The sequence below is a fragment of the Mesorhizobium shangrilense genome (genome assembly GCF_028826155.1).
Classification (GTDB): domain Bacteria; phylum Pseudomonadota; class Alphaproteobacteria; order Rhizobiales; family Rhizobiaceae; genus Arvimicrobium; species Arvimicrobium flavum.
Genome location: NZ_JAQGPN010000001.1, coordinates 3,778,807 through 3,802,227, shown reverse-complemented (window position 1 = coordinate 3,802,227; position 23,421 = coordinate 3,778,807). Strand labels below are relative to the sequence as shown.

Annotated in this window: 26 protein-coding genes; 15 read left to right on the top strand and 11 right to left on the bottom strand. The window is 65.0% G+C overall.

Annotation, left to right across the window (positions count from 1 at the left end; genetic code table 11):
* Positions 1-269 precede the first annotated feature (269 nt).
* A complete protein-coding gene (locus PD284_RS18385; protein ID WP_274630689.1) occupies positions 270-1,085 on the top strand; it encodes a VOC family protein in 816 nt (271 codons plus the stop codon).
* A gap of 106 nt (positions 1,086-1,191) precedes the next feature.
* Positions 1,192-1,482 carry a putative quinol monooxygenase gene (locus tag PD284_RS18380; RefSeq protein ID WP_274629598.1) on the top strand — a complete coding sequence of 97 codons (291 nt, stop codon included), beginning with the start codon at positions 1,192-1,194 and terminating at the stop codon, positions 1,480-1,482.
* Positions 1,483-1,580: 98 nt separating this feature from the next.
* Here PD284_RS18380 and purB read toward each other — a convergent pair whose 3' ends face one another.
* From purB to PD284_RS18355, 5 genes are all read right to left on the bottom strand, one after another.
* Positions 1,581-2,882 carry an adenylosuccinate lyase gene (purB, locus tag PD284_RS18375; RefSeq protein ID WP_274629597.1) on the bottom strand — a complete coding sequence of 434 codons (1,302 nt, stop codon included), beginning with the start codon at positions 2,880-2,882 and terminating at the stop codon, positions 1,581-1,583.
* Between the two features lie 58 nt (positions 2,883-2,940).
* Positions 2,941-3,483, bottom strand: a complete 543-nt coding sequence (locus PD284_RS18370) for a hypothetical protein (RefSeq protein WP_274629596.1) — start codon at positions 3,481-3,483, stop codon at positions 2,941-2,943.
* A complete protein-coding gene (locus PD284_RS18365) occupies positions 3,480-4,235 on the bottom strand; it encodes a DUF2259 domain-containing protein (protein WP_274629595.1) in 756 nt (251 codons plus the stop codon). Before PD284_RS18365 ends, PD284_RS18370 begins: the two co-directional genes overlap by 4 nt.
* Positions 4,236-4,310: 75 nt before the next feature.
* Complete coding sequence (locus tag PD284_RS18360; protein ID WP_274629594.1) at positions 4,311-5,321, bottom strand: P1 family peptidase; 1,011 nt, start codon at positions 5,319-5,321, stop codon at positions 4,311-4,313.
* Positions 5,318-6,385: an ABC transporter substrate-binding protein gene (locus tag PD284_RS18355; protein WP_274629593.1), complete on the bottom strand. Its 1,068-nt coding sequence runs from the start codon at positions 6,383-6,385 to the stop codon at positions 5,318-5,320. The genes PD284_RS18360 and PD284_RS18355 overlap by 4 nt, the downstream gene beginning before the upstream one ends.
* A 134-nt stretch (positions 6,386-6,519) precedes the next feature.
* Between PD284_RS18355 and PD284_RS18350 the strand changes: the two genes are divergently transcribed.
* The 9 genes from PD284_RS18350 to PD284_RS18310 all read left to right on the top strand — a co-directional run bounded on the left by PD284_RS18350 (position 6,520) and on the right by PD284_RS18310 (position 13,380).
* Complete coding sequence (locus PD284_RS18350; protein WP_274629592.1) at positions 6,520-7,014, top strand: flavin reductase family protein; 495 nt, start codon at positions 6,520-6,522, stop codon at positions 7,012-7,014.
* Between the two features lie 14 nt (positions 7,015-7,028).
* The gene (locus PD284_RS18345) at positions 7,029-7,958 is read left to right on the top strand and encodes an AAA family ATPase (RefSeq protein ID WP_274629591.1); all 930 of its coding nucleotides are present in this window, start codon (positions 7,029-7,031) and stop codon (positions 7,956-7,958) included.
* Complete coding sequence (locus PD284_RS18340; RefSeq protein ID WP_274629590.1) at positions 7,959-8,285, top strand: DUF4258 domain-containing protein; 327 nt, start codon at positions 7,959-7,961, stop codon at positions 8,283-8,285.
* Complete coding sequence (locus tag PD284_RS18335) at positions 8,282-8,494, top strand: hypothetical protein (protein WP_274629589.1); 213 nt, start codon at positions 8,282-8,284, stop codon at positions 8,492-8,494. The genes PD284_RS18340 and PD284_RS18335 overlap by 4 nt, the downstream gene beginning before the upstream one ends.
* Positions 8,495-8,504: 10 nt before the next feature.
* Complete coding sequence (locus PD284_RS18330; protein WP_274629588.1) at positions 8,505-9,740, top strand: vWA domain-containing protein; 1,236 nt, start codon at positions 8,505-8,507, stop codon at positions 9,738-9,740.
* 26 nt (positions 9,741-9,766) lie between these two features.
* The gene (locus tag PD284_RS18325) at positions 9,767-10,102 is read left to right on the top strand and encodes an XdhC family protein (RefSeq protein WP_274629587.1); all 336 of its coding nucleotides are present in this window, start codon (positions 9,767-9,769) and stop codon (positions 10,100-10,102) included.
* Positions 10,103-10,104: 2 nt separating this feature from the next.
* A complete protein-coding gene (locus PD284_RS18320) occupies positions 10,105-10,815 on the top strand; it encodes an XdhC family protein (RefSeq protein ID WP_274629586.1) in 711 nt (236 codons plus the stop codon).
* Positions 10,812-12,422 carry a molybdopterin-binding/glycosyltransferase family 2 protein gene (locus tag PD284_RS18315; RefSeq protein ID WP_274629585.1) on the top strand — a complete coding sequence of 537 codons (1,611 nt, stop codon included), beginning with the start codon at positions 10,812-10,814 and terminating at the stop codon, positions 12,420-12,422. The genes PD284_RS18320 and PD284_RS18315 overlap by 4 nt, the downstream gene beginning before the upstream one ends.
* Positions 12,423-12,513: 91 nt before the next feature.
* The gene (locus PD284_RS18310) at positions 12,514-13,380 is read left to right on the top strand and encodes an alpha/beta hydrolase (RefSeq protein WP_411956231.1); all 867 of its coding nucleotides are present in this window, start codon (positions 12,514-12,516) and stop codon (positions 13,378-13,380) included.
* Between the two features lie 13 nt (positions 13,381-13,393).
* Here the strand turns inward: PD284_RS18310 and PD284_RS18305 are convergent, their stop codons facing one another.
* From PD284_RS18305 to PD284_RS18280, 6 genes are all read right to left on the bottom strand, one after another.
* Positions 13,394-14,221: an ABC transporter permease gene (locus PD284_RS18305; protein ID WP_274629584.1), complete on the bottom strand. Its 828-nt coding sequence runs from the start codon at positions 14,219-14,221 to the stop codon at positions 13,394-13,396.
* Positions 14,218-14,931 (bottom strand): ABC transporter permease, encoded by a 714-nt coding sequence (locus PD284_RS18300; protein ID WP_274629583.1) that lies wholly within the window; start codon positions 14,929-14,931, stop codon positions 14,218-14,220. The genes PD284_RS18305 and PD284_RS18300 overlap by 4 nt, the downstream gene beginning before the upstream one ends.
* Before the next feature lie 70 nt (positions 14,932-15,001).
* The gene (locus PD284_RS18295) at positions 15,002-15,787 is read right to left on the bottom strand and encodes an ABC transporter substrate-binding protein (RefSeq protein ID WP_274629582.1); all 786 of its coding nucleotides are present in this window, start codon (positions 15,785-15,787) and stop codon (positions 15,002-15,004) included.
* Positions 15,788-15,986: 199 nt separating this feature from the next.
* Positions 15,987-16,499, bottom strand: coding sequence for a molybdopterin-guanine dinucleotide biosynthesis protein B (gene mobB, locus PD284_RS18290; RefSeq protein ID WP_274629581.1), 513 nt, complete (start codon positions 16,497-16,499; stop codon positions 15,987-15,989).
* Positions 16,496-17,119: a molybdenum cofactor guanylyltransferase MobA gene (gene mobA / locus PD284_RS18285; RefSeq protein WP_274629580.1), complete on the bottom strand. Its 624-nt coding sequence runs from the start codon at positions 17,117-17,119 to the stop codon at positions 16,496-16,498. Before mobA ends, mobB begins: the two co-directional genes overlap by 4 nt.
* A 59-nt stretch (positions 17,120-17,178) precedes the next feature.
* Entirely contained in the window at positions 17,179-18,099 is a 921-nt protein-coding gene (locus PD284_RS18280) for a DMT family transporter (RefSeq protein ID WP_274629579.1), read from the bottom strand.
* A gap of 297 nt (positions 18,100-18,396) precedes the next feature.
* On the opposite strand from PD284_RS18280, the gene PD284_RS18275 reads away from it, so the two are divergent.
* The 4 genes from PD284_RS18275 to PD284_RS18260 all read left to right on the top strand — a co-directional run bounded on the left by PD284_RS18275 (position 18,397) and on the right by PD284_RS18260 (position 23,352).
* Positions 18,397-19,617 carry a trypsin-like serine protease gene (locus PD284_RS18275; protein ID WP_274629578.1) on the top strand — a complete coding sequence of 407 codons (1,221 nt, stop codon included), beginning with the start codon at positions 18,397-18,399 and terminating at the stop codon, positions 19,615-19,617.
* A 79-nt stretch (positions 19,618-19,696) separates the two neighbouring features.
* Positions 19,697-20,116: a Ros/MucR family transcriptional regulator gene (locus PD284_RS18270; protein ID WP_274629577.1), complete on the top strand. Its 420-nt coding sequence runs from the start codon at positions 19,697-19,699 to the stop codon at positions 20,114-20,116.
* Between the two features lie 104 nt (positions 20,117-20,220).
* Positions 20,221-20,670, top strand: coding sequence for a universal stress protein (locus PD284_RS18265; protein WP_274629576.1), 450 nt, complete (start codon positions 20,221-20,223; stop codon positions 20,668-20,670).
* 183 nt (positions 20,671-20,853) lie between these two features.
* Positions 20,854-23,352, top strand: coding sequence for a heavy metal translocating P-type ATPase (locus PD284_RS18260; RefSeq protein ID WP_274629575.1), 2,499 nt, complete (start codon positions 20,854-20,856; stop codon positions 23,350-23,352).
* Positions 23,353-23,421: the final 69 nt, after the last annotated feature.

Sequence of the window (23,421 nt, the reverse complement as noted above, 5' to 3'; positions counted from 1 at the left end):
AGCTCTTTTCGCGACCGTGCGCGCTGCGAACGCGCCGCGCATTGCGGACGTCTCTGGTCCTTCGTTCGTACCACGAGCTCTCCTGCGTTCAATAAAAGTGAACGGCATGTTCGGAATTTACTCGCTTGTTTGAACAATCGAAGTCGCCCATCTTTTGCGAAAGGGCCTTTTGAGGAGCGACCGAGATGATCACAAGGCGTACAGTGCTGGCGACTGCCGGCCTCGCTGCGATCGGCGCGACGACGGCCCGTTCAGCGACGGAGACCGACATGACCGATTTGCCATTTTCCGGGACGACGCCGATCAGCGTTTCACGCGTCGGACTGAGGGCGAGGGACGCCGAGGGCCTGGCTTCCTACTACAAGGCGCTTCTCGGCCTCGAGGAACTGACCCGTTCTGGCGGCGACATCACGCTTGGCGCCGCCGGGCGTCCGTTGCTGGTGCTGGAGTCTGCACCCAAGGCGAAGCCGGACGATCCGCGCAGCGCGGGCCTGTTCCATACTGCGTTCCTGTTCCCGTCGCGAGCCGACCTCGGCCGCTGGATCAAGCATGCCGCCCAGAACCGCATCCGGGTCGAGGGCGCGTCCGACCATCTCGTCAGCGAGGCGCTCTATCTCACCGATCCCGAAGGCAACGGCATTGAGATCTATGCCGACCGGCCGAAGGAGGCCTGGAGTTGGGAAGGCCAGTCGGTCGCCATGGCCACGGAACGTCTGGACGTCGAGGGCGTCGTCGCCTCGGTCCCGGCGGACCAGCCCGACTGGAAAGGCGCGCCCGAGAACACCATCGTCGGCCATGTCCATCTGCGGGTGGGCGATCCCCTCGCGGCGGAGCGCTTCTGGCACCAGGAGTATGGGTTCGACACAGTGGCGAAGTACGGCCCTGCGGCGGTCTTCCTGTCGTCGGGCGGCTACCACCACCATATCGGAGCTAACATCTGGCAGAGCGCGCGCGCCGGCAGGCGCGACGATGAGCGGTCGGGCCTGAGCTGGGTGGAACTGCGCGCGACGGACCCGAAATATGCCGGCGAAAAGCGGGATCCCTGGGGCACGGTTATCCGCACCATCGAGGCGATGCCCGGTTAAGGCTTATCGACCCTGCGCGAAGACGGTAAGTCCGGAGCTATTCAAACGGATTCGGGCCTGCGGCGATCGCGGCCCGGCCGTCGGCACCGGAGATTTCAAGCCAGTCATGCTGAAAGTCATCGCTCAGGACTTCATCAAGCCCCAGTACGTCGACGTCGTCGCGCCGCTCTATGCGGAACTCGTCGAGAAGACGCGGCAGGAGCCGCTCTGCATCTCCTACGATCTCTTCGTCGATCAGAAGGATCCCGGCCACTTCGTATTCATCGAGGAATGGCCGGATCGCGCCGCGCTGGACATCCATTGTCGGACGGAGCATTTCACCCGGCTCGTCCCGCTCATCAATAGCTACCAGCGGCAGGAAGGGACGTTCATCCTAATGGATGCATTCCCGGCCTGACGACAACGGCTCCCGCAACGTGAGAAGGCCCTCGCAGCTGCGTGCTGCGAGGGCTTTTCACTTCCTGGCGACGTCATTCGCAGGGACGGCTCTTCCGGTCAGCCGAACACGCGCTCAAAAATCGTGTCGACGTGCTTGGTGTGATAGCCAAGATCGAACTTTTCGCGGATCTCTTCCTCGGAGAGCGCGGCTCGCACTTCTTCGTCGGCGAGAAGTTCTTCAAGGAAATCAGCGCCTTCCTGCCAGACCCTCATGGCGTTGCGCTGGACCAGCCGATAGGCATCCTCGCGAGAGACGCCGGCCTGGGTCAGCGCCAGCAGCACGCGCTGGGAGTGCACCAGTCCGCGGAACTTGTTGAGGTTCTTCTCCATGTTCTCGGGATAGACCACGAGCTTCTCGATCACGCCGGTGAGGCGCGCCAGCGCGAAGTCCAGCGTGATCGTGGCGTCCGGTCCGATCATGCGCTCCACGGACGAATGCGAGATGTCGCGCTCATGCCAGAGCGCGACGTTCTCCATCGCCGGCAGTGCGAAGGCGCGCACCATCCGTGCAAGCCCCGTAAGGTTCTCCGTCAGCACCGGGTTGCGCTTGTGCGGCATCGCCGACGAACCCTTCTGGCCGGGTGAGAAATACTCCTCCGCCTCCAGCACCTCGGTGCGCTGCAGGTGGCGGATTTCTGTCGCCAGGCGTTCCATGGAGGAGGCGATCACGCCGAGCGTCGCGAAATACATCGCGTGGCGGTCGCGCGGAATCACCTGGGTGGAGACCGGCTCAGCCTTCAAGCCGAGCTTCTCGGCGACGTGTTCCTCGACGCGCGGGTCGATGTTGGCGAAGGTGCCGACTGCGCCCGAGATGGCGCAGGTGGCGATCTCCTCGCGGGCGGCGATCAGGCGGTCGCGGCAACGCGAGAATTCGGCGTAGGCCTGCGCCAGCTTGACGCCGAAGGTCGTCGGCTCGGCATGGATGCCGTGGCTGCGGCCGATGGTGACGGTGTCCTTGTGTTCGAAGGCGCGCTTCTTCAGCGCGGCAAGGAGCCTTTCGATGTCGTCCAGCAGGATGTCGCTGGCGCGCTTCAGCTGCACCGCGAAGCAGGTGTCGAGCACGTCCGAAGACGTCATGCCCTGGTGGATGAAGCGCGCGTCAGGTCCGACGAACTCCGCCAGATGGGTCAGGAAGGCGATGACGTCGTGCTTGGTCTCGCGCTCGATCTCGTCGATGCGCGCGACGTCGAAGGTTGCTGCGCCGCCCTTCTCCCAGATGGTTTTCGCCGCCTGTTTAGGGATCACGCCGATCTCGGCCAGCGCATCACAGGCATGCGCCTCGATCTCGAACCAGATGCGGAAACGCGTCTCGGGCGACCAGATTGCGACCATCTCGGGTCGCGAATAGCGCGGGATCATTGTTGTTCTCGGCCTCGCTGTTGTTCTGGCCGCGTCCTAACAGCGTGCGGCCAAAGGTTCAACGCGACATGCGCGCAAACCAGAGGCTTCCCATCAGCGCGACGACGAGCCCGAACGGCAAATAGAGGCGCAAGCCCAGCACCGCGAACTGGAAGAGAGCGCCCGCGACTGTGAAGAAGAATTGGATCGCCCAGGTTTTCGTGAAAGGTGCGTCGTGCCACTGCACGAAGTAGAGGCGATAGTAGAGCGCATAGGTCACGGCCGTCACGCCGGCGGTGATGAGCACCGACGAGATGAAAAACGCAACGAACGCCACCGGGGCGGGACGGCCGATCGCGAGAAAGCGGGCGCCCCATAGCGCGATGGGAAATGCGAGGGCAGCGCCGAAGACGATGATGCCGAGGATGATGCGCGCAGTCTCCGCCGTCTGCCAGCCACGAACGTAAAGGCCGTAGCCGGCGCTTGCGGCGATAGCGACAGTCCAAAGTGCTGCTCCCGCCATCGCCATGCGTGGCGGCGGGGCCGACGCCCGCAGCCGCGCGCGCAGGCCGGAGGGTAGCACCTCTGGATGCTTCTCGGGCGAGAGGGCGGTATGCGTCATGGACGCCCCGTGACCGCCATCCACCGGTAATCCGGACCTTCGAAGCCGACCCGTTCGACTGCGATCAGCACTGCATAGCTGCCGAGGCTGCCGTCGGGTGCGTGGGTCTGCAAGCCCGCGAGCCTGTAGCCGATGGCGCAGCCGCGGCTTTGCGGAACGGTCGTGTCTTCGTGCACGATACGCGTTACGCCTCCCGCACTAGGGTCGATCTGGAGCAGGCGAAGGCCCTTCATCTCGCCGAGGCCGTGGCAGCGCTCGTCCTCAGCGACCGGAACTTCCTCGAGCCGGAATTCCAACGCCTGTGCGATCGGCGGAAAGACCGGGAACGGGTAGGCAACGATCCGTGCAGGGTCGGCATTCACCTCGGTGACGGCGTTGAAGGCGGCGGTAAAGCCGGGGTTCGCCTGCAGGACCTTCTCGGCGACGATCTTCTCTCCGCTTTCCCGGGCCTTCGCCCGGGCGACGCCGAGGGATGCCGATTCGTCATCCAGCCTGACGCGGATCGGCGTGCCCTTCACGAACGCGTCGGTGCCCGTGTCGACGTAGTAGCGGTTGGCGTAGGGAAAGCCGGAACCGTCCTGGATGCCGTATTCCTCGAAGGCGAAGATGCTTCCGTCCTCACTGAAGCCGAGGATGTTGAGCTGGGCTGTGTCGCCGGCGTGCAGCGGCAGCGACAGCGCTGGCAGCAGCAGAGCCAGCGCAAGTGCTCGCCGACCGGCGCGAGCAGCATGTCTCGTGAGCGAACGGGTCATCGAGCTATCCTGGAACCTGTGTCTGGGTGCAACCTGTTGGATCCGCAGCACTCGCTGTCGATTCATTGCAGCACCTTACGATCTGGAAGACCAGACCGGGAAGAGATCGCCCGGGGCCGGCGTCGCGGTATACACCGCGCGAGCGATGGCGCGGGCCATTGTTGCGCCTGCTGCCGCGTAATGGTCGATGGCGTCGTCGAGAGCGAGCCTCTTGCCACTGCTTCCCGTCGCCAGAGCGAACACCAGGTCGCCGTCGGCCGGCGTATGGGTCGGCCAGATCGCGCGTGCAAATCCGTCGTGGGCGGCGATCGCGAGCCGCTTGGCCTCGGCCTTGGTCAGCACGGCGTCGGTTGCGATCACGGCGATGGTAGTGTTTTCCAGGTCGCGCGGCTTGTCGCGGAACTTGAGGCGGACCTTCTGCGCGTCAGCCGGGAGCGGCGAGGGGAACCCGAGGCCGCCGAACTCGTCGCCGATTTCCCACGGCGCAGCCCAGAAATGCCTGGTGCTGCCGACCGTCACCGAGCCGACCGGGTTTGCGACGACCAATGCTCCTATGGTGACGCCGTTCGGCAGGGCCGTGGAGGCCGAGCCAAGCCCGCCCTTGAGCCCCGCGCTCAGTGCGCCCACCCCGGCGCCCACGGTTCCCAACGGGAAGTCGAGGGAGGTTTCCGCGGCTGCCTGGTGGCCGAGTTCGCGGTAGGGCGCATAGCGTCCCCAGTCCTTGTCGCCGCCATTCGCCAGGTCGAAGACGATCGCGGCCGGTACGATCGGAATGATCTGATCGCGCACGAGGTAGCCGATGCCCTGCTCGCGCAGCGCCGCCTGCACGCCCGAGGCGGCATCGAGCCCGAAGGCGGACCCGCCCGACAGCACGAGGGCGTTGACGGTCTCGACGGAGTTGTGGGGCTCCAGAAGGTCGGTTTCCCGCGTGCCGGGCGCGCCCCCGAGTACCTGAACCGCGGCGACGGCCGACTCGTCGCAGACGACGGCCGTCACGCCGGATTTCAGCCGGTGGTCGGCCGCGTTGCCCACCTTGAGGCCCGCCACGTCGGTGATGAGGTTCCTGGGTCCGGCTTGAAAGCTCATTGCGATTCCATGGGCACGAAGCGGCGGTGATCGAAGCGGAAGAGGCGATAGGGATTCTGCGCCAGGTCGCCTTTGGAGTCGAACTTCACGGGGCCGAGCGCGGTCTCGAACCTGTCCTCGGAGAGCGAGCGCACAACGTCGGCGCCTGCGGCGGCAGCTTTCTCGACCGCCGCCGCGGCGACCTGCACAGCGGCATAGGCAGGCAGCACATAGCCTTCCGCGACCGCACCCTTGTCCTGGATCGCATTGACGACCGAAGGCTCTGCGATCACGTGCCATTCCGGCATGGCGATCATGAGGGTGCCTTCGGCGACCGTCATTTCATCCGGCGCAGCGCGCAGCGTCTCGCCGCTGGCGATGGTCAGGGGCACGCCGAGCTGCGCGGCGTCGTGGCCCATCACGGCGACGTCCTCGCGGTCGCCGCCGACGAAGACGTGCGTGGCGCCGGCCTTGCGAAGGCGGCCGATCAGGGCAATCTGGTTGTCCATCTGGGGGCGGAAGGTATCCACGAAGACCGGCTTCAACGCAGCGTGCTCGGCCGCCGCGCGGACCGTCTCGGCCAGCTCGCGTCCATAGATGGTCCCATCGTCCACGATGGCGAACAGGTCCTGCCGCCAGAGTTTCGACAGGATCCGGGCGGCGGCTTCGCGCTCGCTGTCCCCGCGCGGTCCCAGGCGGAACACCGGCCAGCCCGTCTTCTCGCGTCGGTCGGTAAGGCTGTCGGTGCGAACGCCGACCGTGATGGCCGGTATGCCCGCCTCCTTGAGGATCGGCAGCGCCGCTTCGAACGCCTCGGTGCACAGGTATCCGACCACGACCGACACCTCTGCCTCGACGAAGCGACGCGCGGCATCTGCTCCGCCGGCCGCCGTGCAGGCATCGTCGGCGACCTCGAGCGCAACGCCGGTTGCCGCGGCAGCCGCGCGTGCACCCGTCTGCATCTGTTCGCCCAGGATCGCGGACGGACCCGACAACGGCGCCGACAGGCCGATGCCGCCGGCCTGCGCGGCGTCAGCCAGAAGGACGCCGCCGATCGCAGCTATGGTTCGCAGCCAGTTGGTCAAATTGGAATAGCTCGGCCCTTGGAACGATGGACGACTGGTTAGTGAGTAATGGCCACTCGCGCAACGCGCGCGTTCCTTGTGGCCTGCGCGCTACGGCCATATATAACGCCGAGCCACTTTCTGGAATTATCACATTGCTGAAGAAACACGTTATCGAGCCACAGGATTACCGCGACGCCATGAGCCGTTTCGCGGGCGCCGTGCACGTCATCACGACCGACGGTCCCGCCGGCAGGCGGGGGACGACGGTGATCGCTGCGTGCTCCGTTTCCGACGGTCCGCCGATGGTGCTGTCCTGCGTGAACCGTCACAACCCGAACAACGATCTCTTCCTCCAGAACGGCAATTTCGCGCTCAACACGCTGGCAGTGAAACACGAACCGATGGCCGTGGCCTTCTCGGGCGTGACCCGGCTCTCACCGGAAGAGCGCTTCGCGATGGCGGAATGGGACGTCATCGCGTCCGGGGCGCCGACACTGGTGGACGCGGTCGCCGTGTTCGACTGCGAACTGATCGACACCAAGGAACTGGCCACACACCGTGTGCTATTTGGCAAGGTGACAGGCCTGCGCATCGGCGATAACCTCCGGCCGCTTATATACCACGATCGCGCCTATCACGTTCTCTGAGCCCGGGGCGGCAAATGTCTGAAAACTCTCCGCGTCCCGTGCCTCAATCGATCGACGAGACGCTCGAGCTGCTTTCAGGCGCCGATTACGTTGCCGACCGCGCGCTGGCGACGGTGCTCTTTCTCGCGCTGCGCATGAAGCGACCGCTTTTCCTCGAGGGCGAGGCAGGAGTTGGCAAAACAGAGATCGCAAAAGTACTCGCCTCGGCGTTGGGCCGCAGGCTCATCCGCCTGCAGTGCTACGAAGGCCTGGACGTCTCCTCAGCAGTCTACGAGTGGAACTACGCCGCCCAGATGATCGAGATCCGCATGGAGGAGGCGGCGGGGCAGGTCGACCGGAAGGACATGGAGCGCAATGTCTTCTCGGAGAAATACCTGATCCGGCGTCCGGTGCTGGACGCGCTCACTGGCACGACGGGTGCGGCGCCCGTTTTCCTCATTGACGAACTCGACCGCACCGACGAGGCATTCGAGGCGTTCCTCCTCGAGATCCTGGCGGACTTCCAGGTGACGGTGCCGGAACTCGGCACCATCAAGGCCGAGGAGCCGCCGATCGTCATCATCACGACCAACCGTACGCGCGAAATACATGACGCGCTGAAGCGACGCTGCCTCTATCACTGGGTGGACTATCCCAACGCCGAACGCGAGCTGGACATCGTGCACCGCAAGGTGCCGCAGGCCAACCGGCGGCTCTCCGCGGAAGTGGTGCGGTTCGTACAGAAGCTGCGCGAGCTCGAGCTGTTCAAGGTGCCCGGCGTGGCCGAGACCATCGACTGGGCGGGCGCGCTGACCGAACTGGACAAGGTGGCGCTCGATCCCGAAACGGTGTCCGACACGATCGGCGTCCTGCTGAAATATCAGGATGACATTGCGCGCATCGATCAGGGCGAGGGCCGGCGCTTGCTGAACGAGGTCAGGGCAGAACTCGCCGCGGCCGAGTAGATGGAAAACCTGCTGGCGACTATCCAGCGACTGGTCAGCGCGGGGAAGGTCCGGGTTTCCGCGCATGGCTTTGAAGAGCTTACCGAGGATGATATCTCCTTTGGAGAGCTGCTTGAGGGTCTGCCTCAGGCCACGCAGGTCGAGGAATACCAAGATTATTACAAGGGCCCATGCGTTCTCGTCCTGCAGACGATCGGCCGTCAGGAACCTGTGCACGTCTTGTGGGGCATCGCGAAGAACTCACCGGATGAAGCGACGCTCGTCACCGCGTACAGGCCGGATGCAAGCAGATGGAGCGCCGATTTCTTGAAGAGGAGGCCAAAATGAAGCGGAAGGCCGTTCGCTTCGTGCACACCGACAGATATGCCGCCGAGGTCGAGATTGAGCTCGTTCCCGATGACGGTGCTTGGGGACCATACATCTCCAAGGAAGACGCCCTCAAGCTGGATCGCATTCGTGCCTTGCTCAAGCGCGGCGATGTGGCGGCAGCCAGCCGGGAGGCGCGCGTGTTCGAACTGTTGCCGGTTTCGGCGTGAGGCGGCGCGCGTGACGATAGCCAGCGCAGCCAACACCGACGGGCGCATCGCCGACAACATCGTCTATTTCGCCCGTGCGCTGCGCAAGGCCGGCATGCGCGTCGGCCCGGCCTCGGTGAAGGATGCCATAGAGGCGGTGCTGGCGGCCGGCATCGGCAGCCGCGACGACTTCTACTGGACGCTGCACGCCGTGCTGGTGACGCGGCACGAGGATCACCAGGTCTTTGACGAGGCGTTCCGGCTGTTCTGGAAGTCGCGCGAGCTGATCGAGAAGATGATCGCCATGTTCTCGCCGGTGGCGCCCGACCACCGCGAGAAGCAGAAGCCGCGCGCGGCCGAGAACCGCGTCAGCCAGGCGATGTTCGAGGGCCACCAGAAAAACCAGCCGCCGCGCGAGATCCCGGAGATCGAGGTGGACGCCCGCTTCACCGTTTCCGGCAACGAGGTGCTGCGCGCCAAGGATTTCGCGCAGATGTCGGCTGCCGAACTGGCGGAGGCCAGGCAGGCGATTGCGGCGCTCAGGTTGCCGTTCGATTCCGTCAGGACGCGCCGCTACACGCCGGACCCGCGCGGCGATCGTGCTGACCCGCGGGCGATGATGCGCTCTGCTGTGCGCACCGGCGGGCAGCTGATCCTGCCCAAGTTCCGTTCGCCCCGCGAGGTGCATCCGCCGCTGGTCGCGCTGGCCGACATTTCCGGTTCAATGAGCCAGTACACCCGCATCTTCCTGCATTTCCTGCATGCGCTGGCCGAGAAACGGCGACGCGTGCACACCTTCGTCTTCGGCACGCGCCTGACCAACCTGACCAGGCAGATGCGCCATCGCGATCCCGACGCGGCACTTGCCGAATGCGCGACGGTGGTGAAGGACTGGTCGGGCGGCACCCGCATAGGGGACACGCTCCACGAGTTCAACCGGTTGTGGTCGCGTCGGGTGCTGGGGCAGGGCGCGATCGTGCTCCTGATCACCGACGGCCTCGAGCGCGACGACGTGACGGGGCTCGGCGAGGAGATGGATCGGCTGAGGAAATCCTGCCGGCGCCTGATCTGGCTCAATCCCCTGCTGCGCTTCGACGGTTTCGAGCCCCGGGCGCGAGGGGTGAAAGCGATGCTGCCGCATGTCGATGAGTTCCGCGCCGTCCACAATCTGAATGCGCTGGCCGACCTCTGCGGGGCATTGTCGGCCGGCAACGCCGCGCAATCCGATCCGCGCAAGTGGTTCGATGCGGCCAGGAGCGCCGCCTGACCGGCGCGACCAGGGAGAGATCCAGGATGGACAGTGTGCATCTCGATGAAACCCGCGATCCGCTGCTGATCGCCGAGGACTGGAAGAACACCGGCCGCGGTGTGGCGCTGGCGACGGTGGTGGAGACTTGGGGCTCGGCCCCACGGCCGGTCGGCAGCCACCTCGTCATCGATGAGGACGGCAATTTCCACGGCTCCGTCTCGGGCGGCTGCGTCGAAGGCGCGGTCGTCTCCGAAGCGGTCGACGTGATCGGAACCGGCGATCCGAAGCTGCTGGAATTTGGCGTGGCGGACGAGACCGCATGGCGCGTGGGCCTCTCCTGCGGCGGCCGCATCAAGGTCTATGTCGAGAGGCTGGGCTGACAATGGACGTTTCCTGTCTCAAGGCGGTGAATGCCGAGCGCCGTGCGCGCCGGGCGGTCATACTGCTCACCGAGCCTGCGACCCAAGCGCACCGCGTCATTCCGGAGGCCGAGGCGGCGGCGTTGGGTGGCGAGCTTGGCGAGATGGTGCGCAAGGCCTTTCATACCGGCCAGTCCGGTGCAGTCACCGCGGATGGCCGCGAGTGCTTCCTCAACGTCTACATGCCGCAGCCTCGGCTGGTGGTGATCGGCGCCGTCCATATCAGCCAGGCGCTCGCACCGATGGCGAAGGTCGCCGGCTATCCGGCCGAGATCATCGACCCGCGCACGGCTTTCGCCAGCCCCGAGCGGTTCCCCGATGTCGAGCTCTTGGCGGAATGGCCGGAGGACGCCCTGAAGGCGCGGCCACTCGACGGATACACCGCGCTGGCTGCCGTGACGCATGATCCCAAGATCGACGACTTTGCGCTGAAGGCCGCACTGGACGCCGGCTGCTTCTATGTCGGTGCGCTGGGCAGCCGCAAGACTCACGCCAAGCGCGCCGAGCGGCTTCTCGCCATGGGCGTCGGTCAGGATCAGATCGAGCGCATCCAGGCGCCCATCGGCGTCAACATCGGCGCGCTGGTTCCGGCCGAGATCGCCGTCGCCATCCTGGCGCAGGTGATCGAGGCCTTCCGCTCGCGCGGCAGGGAAGCCCGGAGTGCGGCGGCGTGAAGTTTGGTCTCATTGCGCTGGATGAGGCGGAAGGCGCGATCCTCGCCCATGCGACAAGCGCCGGCGACGTGCGCCTGCGCAAGGCGCACCGGCTGAGCGCCGATGACATAAGATCGTTGAAGGCAGCGGGCCTGGTGGAGGTGATCGCCGCGACCCTGGAGGCCGATGATCTTGGCGAGGACGAGGCAGCGGCGCGCATCGTGGCTGCGATGCGTTTTGCGGGCGTCGAGGTGAAGCCGCCGGCAACCGGTCGCGTCAACCTCCATGCCGATGCGGCCGGGCTCTTTACGGTCGACCGTGCGATGATCGATGCGATCAATGCGGTGGACCCGACCGTGACCATCGCCACGCTCAAGGATTACGCGCCGGTCCAACCCAGGCAGATGGTGGCGACGGTCAAGATCATCCCATTTGCCGTCTCTCGAGCCGTCGTCGACAGGGTCGAGGCCATCTGTCGTTCCGGCGAGATCTTCCGCGTGTCCCGGTTCCGGCCGAGCCGTGTGGCGGTGATCCAGACGCAATTGCCGACGGTGAAGCCGAGCGTGCTCGACAAGACCGTGCGGGTGACTGAGGAGCGGCTTGCGCGCTCGGGCAGCCGGGTGGTTGCCGAGCGGCGTACGACACACGAGGCTTCGGCGGTCGCGGACCTGCTCCCGCCTCTCAACCGCGACAGCGACATGGTGCTTGTATTCGGCGCGTCTGCGATGAGCGATTTCGACGACGTGATCCCGGCTGCGATTCGGCAGGCGGGCGGAACCGTCACGCGTGCCGGCATGCCGGTCGATCCCGGCAACCTCATCATCCTCGGCGAACTTCATGGAAAACCGGTGGTCGGCGCGCCGGGCTGCGCCCGCAGCCCGAAGGAGAACGGCTTCGACTGGGTTCTCGACCGCCTGCTGGCTGGCATACCGGTCACGCATTCCGACATCGCAGGGATGGGCGTCGGCGGGCTGCTCATGGAGATCGCCAGCCGTCCGCAGCCGCGCGAAGCGCAGGCGACGGAGAAGCGGCCGAACGTCGAGATCGTTCTGCTCGCGGCGGGGCGCTCGAGCCGCATGGGCGGGCCGAACAAGCTTCTGGCGCTGTTCGAAGGCAAGCCGCTCGTTCGCCGCACGGCGGAGCGCGCGCTCGCATCGCGCGCCGATCGGGTCGTCGTCGTCACGGGACATCAGAACGACCGGGTCCGCGCGGCGCTGCAGGGGCTGGATGCGACCATCGCGGAGAACCATGATGTCACGACCGGGCTCGCAAGCTCGCTGAAGGCTGGCATCGCGGCCCTCTCGCCCGGCGCTGCCGGGGCGATGATCGTGCTTGGCGACATGCCCGGCGTCGGTGTGGACGACCTCGACCGCATGATCAGCGCGTTCGTGGCCGATGGCGGTCACTCGATCGTGCGCGCCACCTTCAGGGGAAAGCGAGGCAATCCCGTCATCCTGCCGCGCGCGCTCTTTCCCGCGATCGCCCATCTGGAGGGCGACACCGGCGCGCGTCACCTGGTGGAGGCGGAAGGCGCCAACGTGATCGACGTGGAGATCGGGGAGGGCGCGTTCATCGACGTCGACACGCCCGACGCAATGGCGAGCGCGGGCGGCGTGCTACAGGACTGAACAGTTGATTTTTTGCCTTAAGTCCAGGAGAGCGCAAACTCCGGCATTCCCCCTTTCGTTCAGAGCGAACGCTGGCGGACTGGCGTCGTCGTTGCGCCATGCGTACCTCGCGGGTGTGGTTATCGCGGCACTTGCGTCTACTGTCGCCGCCGCCTCCGCCGATCCACTGAAACCCTACAAGGACGCCCTGTTCGCCTATCCCGCCATCCTCTCCCAGCAGGACGGCGGCGCCTACAAGGTCGTGGACTATTCCGAGGAGCGCGACATCGACCGGCGCGACGAGGTGGCGGAGCGCCGCGTCAAGGGCAAATATGTCTCGCTCGGCGTCCGCAAGGTGCAGAGGGATCTGGTGCTGAAGACCGACGGTGGTGCGGCTGTTCGTCATTTTGCTGTCGGCAAGACAGATGGCGCACGTTTCATCGTTCTTTATCTTCATGGCCAGGGCGGCAGCCGCAAGCAGGGCGTCGAGGACTTCACCTTCGGCGGCAATTTCAACCGCATCAAGAACCTGGCGGCCGCCAATGGCGGGCTCTATCTGTCGCCCGACTTCCCTGACTTCGAGGATGGCGGCTTGCGGGACGTCGGGGCCTTGATCGATCACTACGCGCAACAATCGCCTGGCGCGCCCGTGATCGTGGCGTGCGGTTCGATGGGCGGCCAGTTGTGCTGGGGTCTTGCCCAGGCCAAGACCAGCGAGAGGCTCTCGGGACTGTTGCTGCTCGGTTCGCTGTGGGACGACGGTTTCCGGAATTCGAGGGCGTACAGGCGCAAGCTGCCGGTGTTCTTCGGACACGGCAGCCGCGACAGCGTGTTTCCCGTCGAGAAGCAGGAGGCCTTCTATCGTTCGCTCGGACCCGGATACCCGGCGCGCTTCGTGCGGTTCGAAACCGGGTCGCACGGCACGCCGATCCGGATGACCGACTGGCGGGATGTCCTCAACTGGATGCTGGCGCGATAGCCCCGTCCGGACGCTATCTCTTCAGGTGGCGGGTGATGATGCGTTCGATCCAGTCGATCCCATGCCGCAGCGTTTCGACGACGGCGAGGTAGATGAGAGCCGCCCAGACATAGGTCTGGAAGTCGAAGCTGCGGGAAAAGGCGAGCCGGGTCTGGCCCATCAGATCGGGAACGGTGATGATCGCGACGATGGCGGATCCCTTGATCATCAGGATGATTTCGTTGCCGTAGGGCCGCAGCGCCACGATCAGCGCCTGGGGCAGGATCACCTTCCAGAGCGTCGGCAGCCGGTGCATGCCCAGCGACGCGGCGCCCTCCCACTGGCCTTTCGGGACGCTCTCGATGGCGCCGCGCAGGATTTCGGCCTGATAGGCAGCGGTGTTGAGCGAGAAGGCGAGGACCGCGCAGTACCAGGCTTCACGAAAGAAGCCCCAAAGTCCCAGTGCCTGCAATTCCGGACGAAACGAGCCGAGGCCGTAATAGATGAGAAACGTCTGCGCCAAGAGCGGCGTGCCGCGGAAAAAGTAAACGTAGCCGTAGGCGCATGCGGACAGCACCGGATTGCGGGACATGCGGGCGTAGGCGATCGGGATCGAAAGGATTGCGCCCAGCGCGATCGAGATGGCGACGAGGGTGAGCGTCACGCCGAGGCCCGACAGATAGGCGGGCGCCCACCGGTCGAAAAGCTCAGGATTCCATGCGCCGACGAGGTAGGCGACGATGCCTAGCCCGGCGGCCGCCCACAGGCCAAGCAGCACATATCCGAGGATGCGCTCGCGCGGCCAGCCGCGCTCGACTGGCGGAGGAATCTCGATGGCCGACGTTTCAGCGGCAAGCGTCATCGCGTGCCCTCATGGCGTCCGACGCTCCGCTCGATGGCGCCGATGCCGAAGGAGGAGATGATGGCCAGCACCAGATAGATCAGGCACGCGACACCGAAGAAGAGGAAGGCTTCGCGGGTCACGCGAGCCGCGACGCCGGCTTGCCGCAGGATGTCCGAGAGCCCGATGGCCGAAACCAGGGCGGTGTCCTTGAGCAGGATCAGCCAGAGGTTGGAAAGCCCCGGCAACGCGATCCGGATGAGCTGCGGCATGACGACGAGGCGCATCGTCTGGCCCTTGCTCAAGCCGATGGAATAGCCGCCTTCATATTGGCCGCGGGGGATCGCCCGGAACGCCGACAGGAACACCTCGCTGGCATAGGAGGAGAAGACGACGCCGAGGGCCACCATGCCGGAGACGAAGCTGTTGACCTCGATCGTCGCGTCCGGCCGGATAAGACGGGCGGCGTTCTGAAGGCCGATCTGCACGCCGTAATAGACGAGGAACAGGGTCAGCAGTTCCGGCAGCCCGCGGAAAATCGTCGTGTAGACGTTGCCCGCCAGCCTCAGCGAAGCCTCGTTCGACTGCTTGGCAAGTGCGATGAAAAAGCCGACCAGGAGGCCCAACGGCAGGGTCGCGGCGGCGAGCGCAACGGTGATGAACACGCCGTGTGCAATATCGTCCAGCCAGCCTTCGGACCCCCAGCTCAGCAGAGTCCAGACACTCGGCATATGGTCAGTGTACTCCCGTGATCATTCTGGCCAGCAAGGCGGCGCTTGCGCGCCGCCTTGCCGACATGTCTCAGGATTCGCCGCCGTACACGTCGTACTTGAAGTACTTGTCGTTGATTTCCTTGTACTTGCCGCTCGCGCGGATGGCGTCGATTGCGGCATTGAACTTCTCGGCCAGCGCCGTCTCGCCCTTGCGAACCGCGATGCCGGCGCCCGGGCCATGGATCTCCGGAACCGGCGTGATAGCGCCGACCAGCTTGCAGCAGGCTCCGTCCGGCGTGGCCAGCCAGCCCTCGAGCACGCTGATATCGTCGTTAACCGCGTCAAGGCGACCGTTGGCGAGGTCGAGCAGGAACTCCTGGCTCGACGGATAGCCCTTGATCTCGCTGTCGGTGTAGGTCTTTTCCGAATAGTTGAAGTGCGTGGTCGAGGTCGCGACGCCGATGGTCTTGCCTGCCAGATCCTCCTTGGTGACGCCCTTGATGTCGGTATCCTTGGGGGCGACGATCGCCGGCGGGGTGTTGTAGTACTTGTTGGTGAAGTCGACCTTCTGCTTGCGCTCCTCGGTGATCGACATGGACGCGATGATGGCGTCGAACTTGCCGGCCTGCAGCGCCGGGATGATGCCGTCCCAATCCTGCGTCACGAACTCGCACTTTACCTTCATCTCTTCGCAGAGCGCATTGGCGATATCGATGTCGAAGCCTTCGAGCTTGCCGTCGGCCGTGAGGTTGTTGAAGGGAGGGTAGGCGCCTTCGGTGCCGATCTTCAACGTCTCCTGTGCCTGCGCAGCGCCCAGCGACAAGGCGAGCGCGGCGGCAGACGCCGCCAAAGTGATACGCTTGGTAATTCGCATGATGTTCCTCTCTGGGTTATCCACGGCAGCGCTGTCGCGCCGCCCGGGCGGCTTTCCGCCGCCGCTGGCGCGGATATTCCCACTCTTTTTTCGCAAAAAGCAATCTCAATCCACCTGATAGCGCTGGACAATCGGGGATGGCGCGCGAAACGGCTGTGGCGTCGACCAGTTTGCAGTTATGACGCTGGGGAAGCTTCAGCTAGGTCCGCTTCAGGCCAGTTGCGCTCTCGATGAAGTCCGCGATCGCCCGGACGTCATCGAGCGCGTAGACCGGCAGCGGCTCGCCAGGCAGGGGGGTGTCGGCGGCGACAGCGACGATGTTCGGGTCATTGGCGGACAGCGGTGACCTGTCGCTGGTATCGCGGCGCCGCGTCTCGATCTTCTTGTGCGCCTCGCGCTTGTAGCCCTCGACGAGGACGATGTCGCACGGGGCCAGGCGGCCAAGGATCTCGCCGAGAGACGGCTCCTGCTCGTCGCGCAGTTCGTGCATCAACGCCCAGCGGCGACCCGACACGATCGCCACCTCGCGAGCGCCGGCCAACCTGTGGCGGTGGCTGTCGGTGCCTTCCTTGTCGATGTCGAACTCGTGATGCGCGTGCTTGACCGTCGAGACCGTCCAGCCGCGCGCCGACAGTTCGGCCACCAGGCGCTCGGTCAGCGTGGTCTTGCCGGAGTTCTTCCAGCCGGTGATCCCGAACACGCGCTGCGTCATTGGTCCAGCTCCGCTGCTATCTGTTCCGCTTCGGCGAGTTCGGCCGGCGTGTTGATGTTGAAGAACGGGTCGAGCGGGCCGCGCGAGGTGATGATGAGCTCGAAATCGACGAAGACATGTCTCTGGCGCTCGATGAAGCCGAGGACGCTCGCCTTTTGCCCGGACTGCAGGAACGCGTCGACTGCAGGCGCGCAGTCCGTCGGCCACAGCGCAAATACCGGATGGGCTCGGCCGCCGCAGCGCGCCACGGCGATCATATCTTCATCCTGCGTCGCGCGCTCGAGCTGCTCCACCAGGTCGATCGGGAAAAACGGCGTGTCGGTCGCAACCGTCGCCGCTCGCCGGAACCCAGCTCCACCGGCCCATCGCAGGCCGGCCAGGATTCCCGCCAGCGGTCCCGCGAAATCGCCGGTCGTATCGGCGACGATCGGCAGGCCGAGGAATTCGTAGCGCTGCGGGTCGCCGTTCGCATTGAGCGCGAGCCGTCCCGACTGGGCCGCAAGCCGAGCCGTGACGCGCGCCACCAGCGGCGATCCCGCCAGCCTCATCAGGCTCTTGTCCTCGCCCATGCGCCGTGAGCGGCCGCCTGCCAGGATGATCCCCGCGATGCTGTCCGTCATCTGCTGTCGCTCGCAGAGACAGAAAAGAGGTGAAGGCGAGGACGCGACTCGTTCATTGCTCATACACCATCAGGCGCCATGTCGGGCCGGGTGCTTTCGGCGACGACTTTCGTGCGGCCGACAACGCGCTCCCGGTAGAGCATGTAGAGGCCGGATCCGATTACAAGCGCTGATCCGACGAGCACGGCCATATCCGGAACGTCTGCGAAAACCAGGTAGCCCATCAGCAAGGCCCAGAGCAGCGATGTGTAGCGAAATGGTGCGATGAACGAAACCTCGCCCGTCCGCATGGCCTGAATGATGAACTGATAGCCTATGAGCAGCAAGATGCTGGCGCCCAGCAGGTAGATGAGAAGTTCGAATGACAGGGGCGACCACCCTCCCATCGGCTGGACCAGCAGTCCGCCGGAGATCGTGACGATGCCCGCCGTGAACGTCGATACGTAGAGCGTTGGAATATCGTCCGGAAGGCGACGGGTCGCCAGATCCCTGAGCATGCAGAAGGCGACGCAGATCAGCGTGTACACCGAATAGATGGTGAAGCCTTCCATGCCGGGGCGCACGATGATGAGGATGCCGACGAAGCCGACGCTGATCGCAAGCCAGCGCCGCCAGCCGACGCGCTCTCCGAAAAACAGCGCTGCGCCCATGGTGACTGCGAGCGGCAGCGCCTGGAATACGGCCGAGACGTTGCCGATCGGCAGATGGGCGAGGGCGATCAGGTAGAATACGGTCCCCCCGAGTTCGCCAACCGCGCGCACGCCGATCAGTGGATGCAGCCCGATCCAAGGCTTGGCCAGCGCCCCTCGATGCCAGGCGAGGAGCCCGATCAACGCAGTGGCGAACAGGCCGCGGACGAGCATCACCTGGCCCATGTTCATGCCGGCGGAGGCCGCCTTGACCAGGGTGTCGTTGAGCGTGAAACCGGCCATGGCGACGACCATGAACAGCGCGCCGCGAAAATTGGGAGAAGATGCCAAGGAATTCGCTCGGAGACAGGTTCATTTTGCGTGTATCAGCCAAGCCAATGGTGGCAATAACAAATGGCTGGTCCAGGGGCGTCGGTCGGTAGCGGCGCGCCGAGAGCCTCAAATAGGTTTGGGGACCGTCGCCCGCGCTTGGGGCCTATGTGCGCTGCCGGGGCCTGTGTCTGGATCAATCGCGGACCTGCCACTTAGAGTTGACTTCTGTCTCGCAACTGATCGATATTCAGCGATCTACACACACAGTATGAGCAAATAGACTCATGATGTTTTCGTTGTGAGGGCGGGTGTTTCGTGAGTTTCTTACCCAACGAGGATGTCTATCCGTACACGACGGTCGTCTACGTAGAGGCCAGGTTCGGCAGCAATTGGGTCGTCGGATCCGGAGTTCTGGTCGGCGCGAATGACGTGCTGACAGCGTCCCACATGATCTACGACCCGAACTATGGGGCGGCAGACGAGGTTCTCGTATATGCGTCGTACAATCCGTCGCAATTCAATACGTCGTATTCGGCCGTCTACCTCGAGTATTTTACGGACTTCGATCCGGACGGAGACGGCTTTCTCTTCCCGGGCGACGGTTCCCCCCTGACGCTGGGCGGCGCTGAACTCGATATCGCGCTGATCAGCCTTTCGGCCCCGATCGGCAACGCGCAGGGCTGGATGGGAATGGACCCGAACTTCTGGTCGGGCTCCATCAATGTGACCGGCTTCCCAGGGTACGCCAACGGCTACATGGTGGCGGACACGGGCTTCGCCTTGGTCGACCGGACGGACTACTACATCGACATCAGCGCCATGGACATCAATCCGGGCAACTCAGGCGGCCCGGTCTGGGTGAACACCAGTTCGGGACCCTATGTAGTCGGCGTCGTGTCGACCGGAGGCGCCGCCGCGACCGTCGATGGGCACGCTTGGCTGTTCACGTCGATCATCGAGAACGACATCTATATCGACGGTCTGGTGCTCTTTGGAGCGCGGGACATGGAGTTGGTGGCCGCAACCTACCAGTTCTTCACCGGAGCGGTGCCGGGTGAGGCCGGTTTCCTCTACCTGATCGATTCGCCGGGGAACGCCAGCGATCTCAACGACGCCTACTATGCGGTCTTCAACCAGGAGAACCGCTTCATCAACTTCGCCAACAATCTCGGCGCGTTCGGGGTCGGCGCGGACGCCTTCGACGCCGCCTATGGGGGGCTGAGCTTCAACCAGGCGGTGGCCAAGGCCTATGACGCGATCGTCGGCATCGCCGCGGCCGAGGGGGCCGGCATCGATGTCGCCGCCGCACTCGCCTTCTTCCAGGGTTCCATTGGCTTCTACACGGCGGTGGCGCTGGAGCGGGTGACGCCGTCCGGCGTCCCGCTCGCCGAGGCGACCAAGCTCGTCATGATCGGCTCGGTGCTCCACGAATCCATGAAGGCCGACGTCGGCCTCTATGCCGGGGCCGTCAACGATTTCGTCAGCGACTATATGTCGGATGGGGAAGCCTTCTTCGGGCTAAGTCTCTTTGCCTGAAGGCGGTGTTCGAGGTGAAATCGCGGAGTTGCCGGACAGACGCGCAAGTCCTGCGAAACAATGTTGATCCGGGGGGAAGATGAAGAACTTGCTTGAGCTGACGGCAGAGATCGTCAGCGCCTATGTTGGAAAGAACTCGATTCCGGTTGCCGAACTGCCGAAGGTGATTGCTGACGTCAGTGCCGCGATCACGATGCTCGGCTCGCGCCAGACGGCGGCGGAGGTTGAGAACCTGAAGCCGGCTGTCAATCCAAGGCGATCGGTGTTTCCCGACTACATCATTTCGCTCGAAACCGGACAGCGATTCAAATCCCTGAAGCGACACCTGATGGCGAGCCACGGCATGACGCCGGACCAGTATCGTGAGAAATGGGGCCTGCCCTCCGACTACCCCATGGTGGCGCCGAACTACGCCGCCATGCGCTCGCGATTGGCCAAGACGGCGGGGCTGGGGCGCAAGCCAGGCGTCAAGCTCAAGCGCAAGGCAAAGGGGGAGTAGCTGGAACCCGACAGTGGGGAGATGGCGGATGGCGGCGCGCCAGAAGGCTGGACGGAGCCTATGGTCTCTGATTTGCTATGCCTCGTCACAGCGGGAATGCCAGAATGTATAGCCACCTCCTGATTACCACCGACGGTTCCGAACTCGCGCAAAAAGGCGTCGACCACGGGATAGGCCTTGCGAAGGCGCTTGGCAGCAAGGTCCTGATCGTCACGGTGACGGAGCCATTTCCGCCGATGGCGACCGGCATGGGGGACGCCTGGGCTCCCACCGCCGCGGACATCGACCGCTACGAGGCGAGCCAAACCGAGCACGCGCGTGCGATCCTTGCCGCTGCGCAGGCCGATGCGGACAAGCAGGGCGTGGCCGTCGAGACAATGCATGTGTCGGATCAGCATCCCGCCACTGCAATCATCGAAACCGCTGCCGCGCGGGACTGCAGCCTGATCGTGATGGCGTCGCACGGACGTCGCGGCCTGAGCCGCCTGTTGCTGGGGAGCCAGACCTCCGAGGTGCTTTCGCACAGCAACGTGCCGGTGCTGGTGGTCCGATAGCCGTCGGGCCGGGTTGGGCCGCTGCGCGGGCGGCCGGCAACCACCTGAATCTGCAAGCCTGCGAGGCGAGAAGTCGGCCCTCCGGCCGTGCGACAGCGGGCCGGGAGAATGCGGCCAGGGGCGCTTGACCTTCCAGTTGCCGGAAGCCTTAGTCTGCATGTCGTTCTACCGACAGAGGCTTCGATGACGGCACCCCACCACCCCCATGACAAGCACGACCATGCGGCGCACACGACCGCTCCCGCGACCGATGCAGTCCGTGATCCGGTTTGCGGGATGACGGTCGATCCGGCGTCAGGCAAGCCGACTGCCCACCATGGCGGCCACACCTATCGTTTCTGCTCCGAATCGTGCCGCAACAAGTTCATGAAGGAACCGGAAGCCTATCTGACGGCGACGGATCCGGTTTGCGGGATGGAGGTTGAGCGGTCGACGGCAAAGCATCATCTCCGCCACGACGGCCAGGGCTTCTACTTCTGCTCCGCGGGCTGCAAGGACAAGTTCGAGAAGGAGCCGAAGACGTATCTGGGCGACCGCCGGGCGGTGGATCCCGTGCCGACAGGCACGCAATACACATGCCCGATGCATCCGGAGATCATCCGCGACAAGCTGGGGTCCTGTCCGATTTGCGGCATGGCGCTCGAACCGATGGGCGTGCCGACCGGTGAGGAAGGACCGAATCCGGAACTGATCGACTTTACGCGGCGGTTCTGGGTCAGCGCAGTTCTATCGATTCCGCTGCTGGTGCTGACCATGGGGCCGATGGTCGGCTTGCCCGTCAGGGATTGGATCGGTGAGCCCGCCGCCGTGTGGATTGAACTGGTGCTGGCGACGCCCGTCGTGCTGTGGGCTGCGCTGCCGTTCTTCCATCGGGGCTACGAATCCTTCGTCAACCGCAGTCCCAACATGTGGACGCTGATCTCGATCGGAGTCGGAACGGCCTATGTGTACAGCGTGATCGCGACGCTGTTTCCGGATCTGTTCCCGCATCAGTTCCGCGGACATGCCGGCGCGGTGCCGGTCTATTTCGAGGCGGCGGCCGTCATCGTCGCTCTGGTCTTCCTCGGCCAGGTGCTCGAACTGCGGGCGCGGGAGCGCACCGGTTCGGCCATTCGCGCGCTGTTGGATCTCGCCCCGAAAACCGCCCGCCGCATTGCCTCCGACGGAAGCGAGGCCGATGTGCCGGTGGACGAGGTGAGGGCGGGCGATCGACTGCGCGTGCGCCCCGGGGAGAGCGTTCCGGTCGACTCCACGGTGCTGGAGGGACGCTCCTCTGTCGACGAGTCGATGATCACCGGCGAGCCTGTCCCGGTCGAGAAGGCGACGGGTGACAGCGTCACGGGCGGAACGCTCAACAAGAACGGCACACTCGTCATTCGCGCCGAAAGGGTGGGCGCCGAAACGATGCTCGCCCGGATCGTCGAGATGGTCGCCAAGGCGCAGCGCAGCCGTGCGCCGATCCAGGGGCTGGCCGACCGCGTGTCCTATTTCTTCGTGCCGGCTGTCGTGCTGATCGCGATCGTGGCGTTTATCGTGTGGTCCGTCTTCGGGCCGGCCCCCAGCATGGTGTTCGGCATCGTCTCGGCGGTATCCGTGCTGATCATCGCCTGTCCGTGCGCGCTCGGGCTGGCCACGCCCATGTCGATCATGACGGCGACCGGACGAGGCGCGCAGGCAGGCGTGCTCATCAAGGACGCCGAGGCGTTGGAGCGCTTCGCCAGCGTCGACACGCTGATCGTCGACAAGACGGGAACGCTGACCGAGGGCAGGCCGAAGCTGACGGACGTCGTCGTCGCAAATGGCTTTGACGAGGCGGATCTTCTGTCGCTTGCGGCCGGCCTCGAGCGCGGCTCGGAGCATCCATTGGCCGAAGCGATCGTGGAAGGCGCCCAACAGCGCCGCGCGACGGTAGCTGACGCAACCGACTTTCAGGCTGTGACCGGCAAGGGCGTTTCAGGCGTCGTTTCCGGTCGAAAGGTGTCCCTGGGCAATCTTGCGATGATGCAGGACATAGGCGTTGATGTCGGCATCTTGTCTGGGCAGGCGGATGCGCTCCGCTCGGAAGGCAAGACGGCGATGTTCGTTTCCGTGGAGGGCGCGCTTGCGGGCATCGTCGCGGTCGCCGATCCGATCAAGGCGACGACCGCTGAGGCGATCGAGGCGCTGCATGCGCGTGGCCTCAGGATCATCATGGCGACCGGCGACAACGAACGGACCGCGAAGGCGGTTGCGGCGAAACTCGGTATCGACGAGGTGCGCGCCGACATGCTCCCCGAAAGCAAGCAGAAGCTGATCGAGGAACTGCACGCCAAGGGGGCCAGCGTCGCCATGGCCGGAGATGGGGTGAACGACGCGCCGGCGCTTGCCGCCGCCAATGTCGGCATTGCCATGGGCACCGGCGCCGACGTGGCCGTGGAGAGCGCCGGCATCACCCTCGTCAAGGGCGACCTGAACGGCATCGTGCGCGCCCGGACCCTGGCCCAGGCGACCATCCGCAACATCAAGGAGAACCTGTTCTTTGCCTTCATCTACAACGCGCTCGGCGTGCCGGTGGCGGCAGGCGTCTTGTATCCGGTGTTCGGAACGCTGCTGTCACCGATGATCGCGGCGGCGGCGATGAGCCTGTCGTCGGTTTCGGTCATCGCCAACGCGCTTCGGCTGAGGACGCTCAACCTGCGTTGAGCGCGCCTCGCATGCCGCTGCAAGTCGCCTGGATCGGGGCTGTTGCCGCCCTTCCTTCCGCCTTGAGCA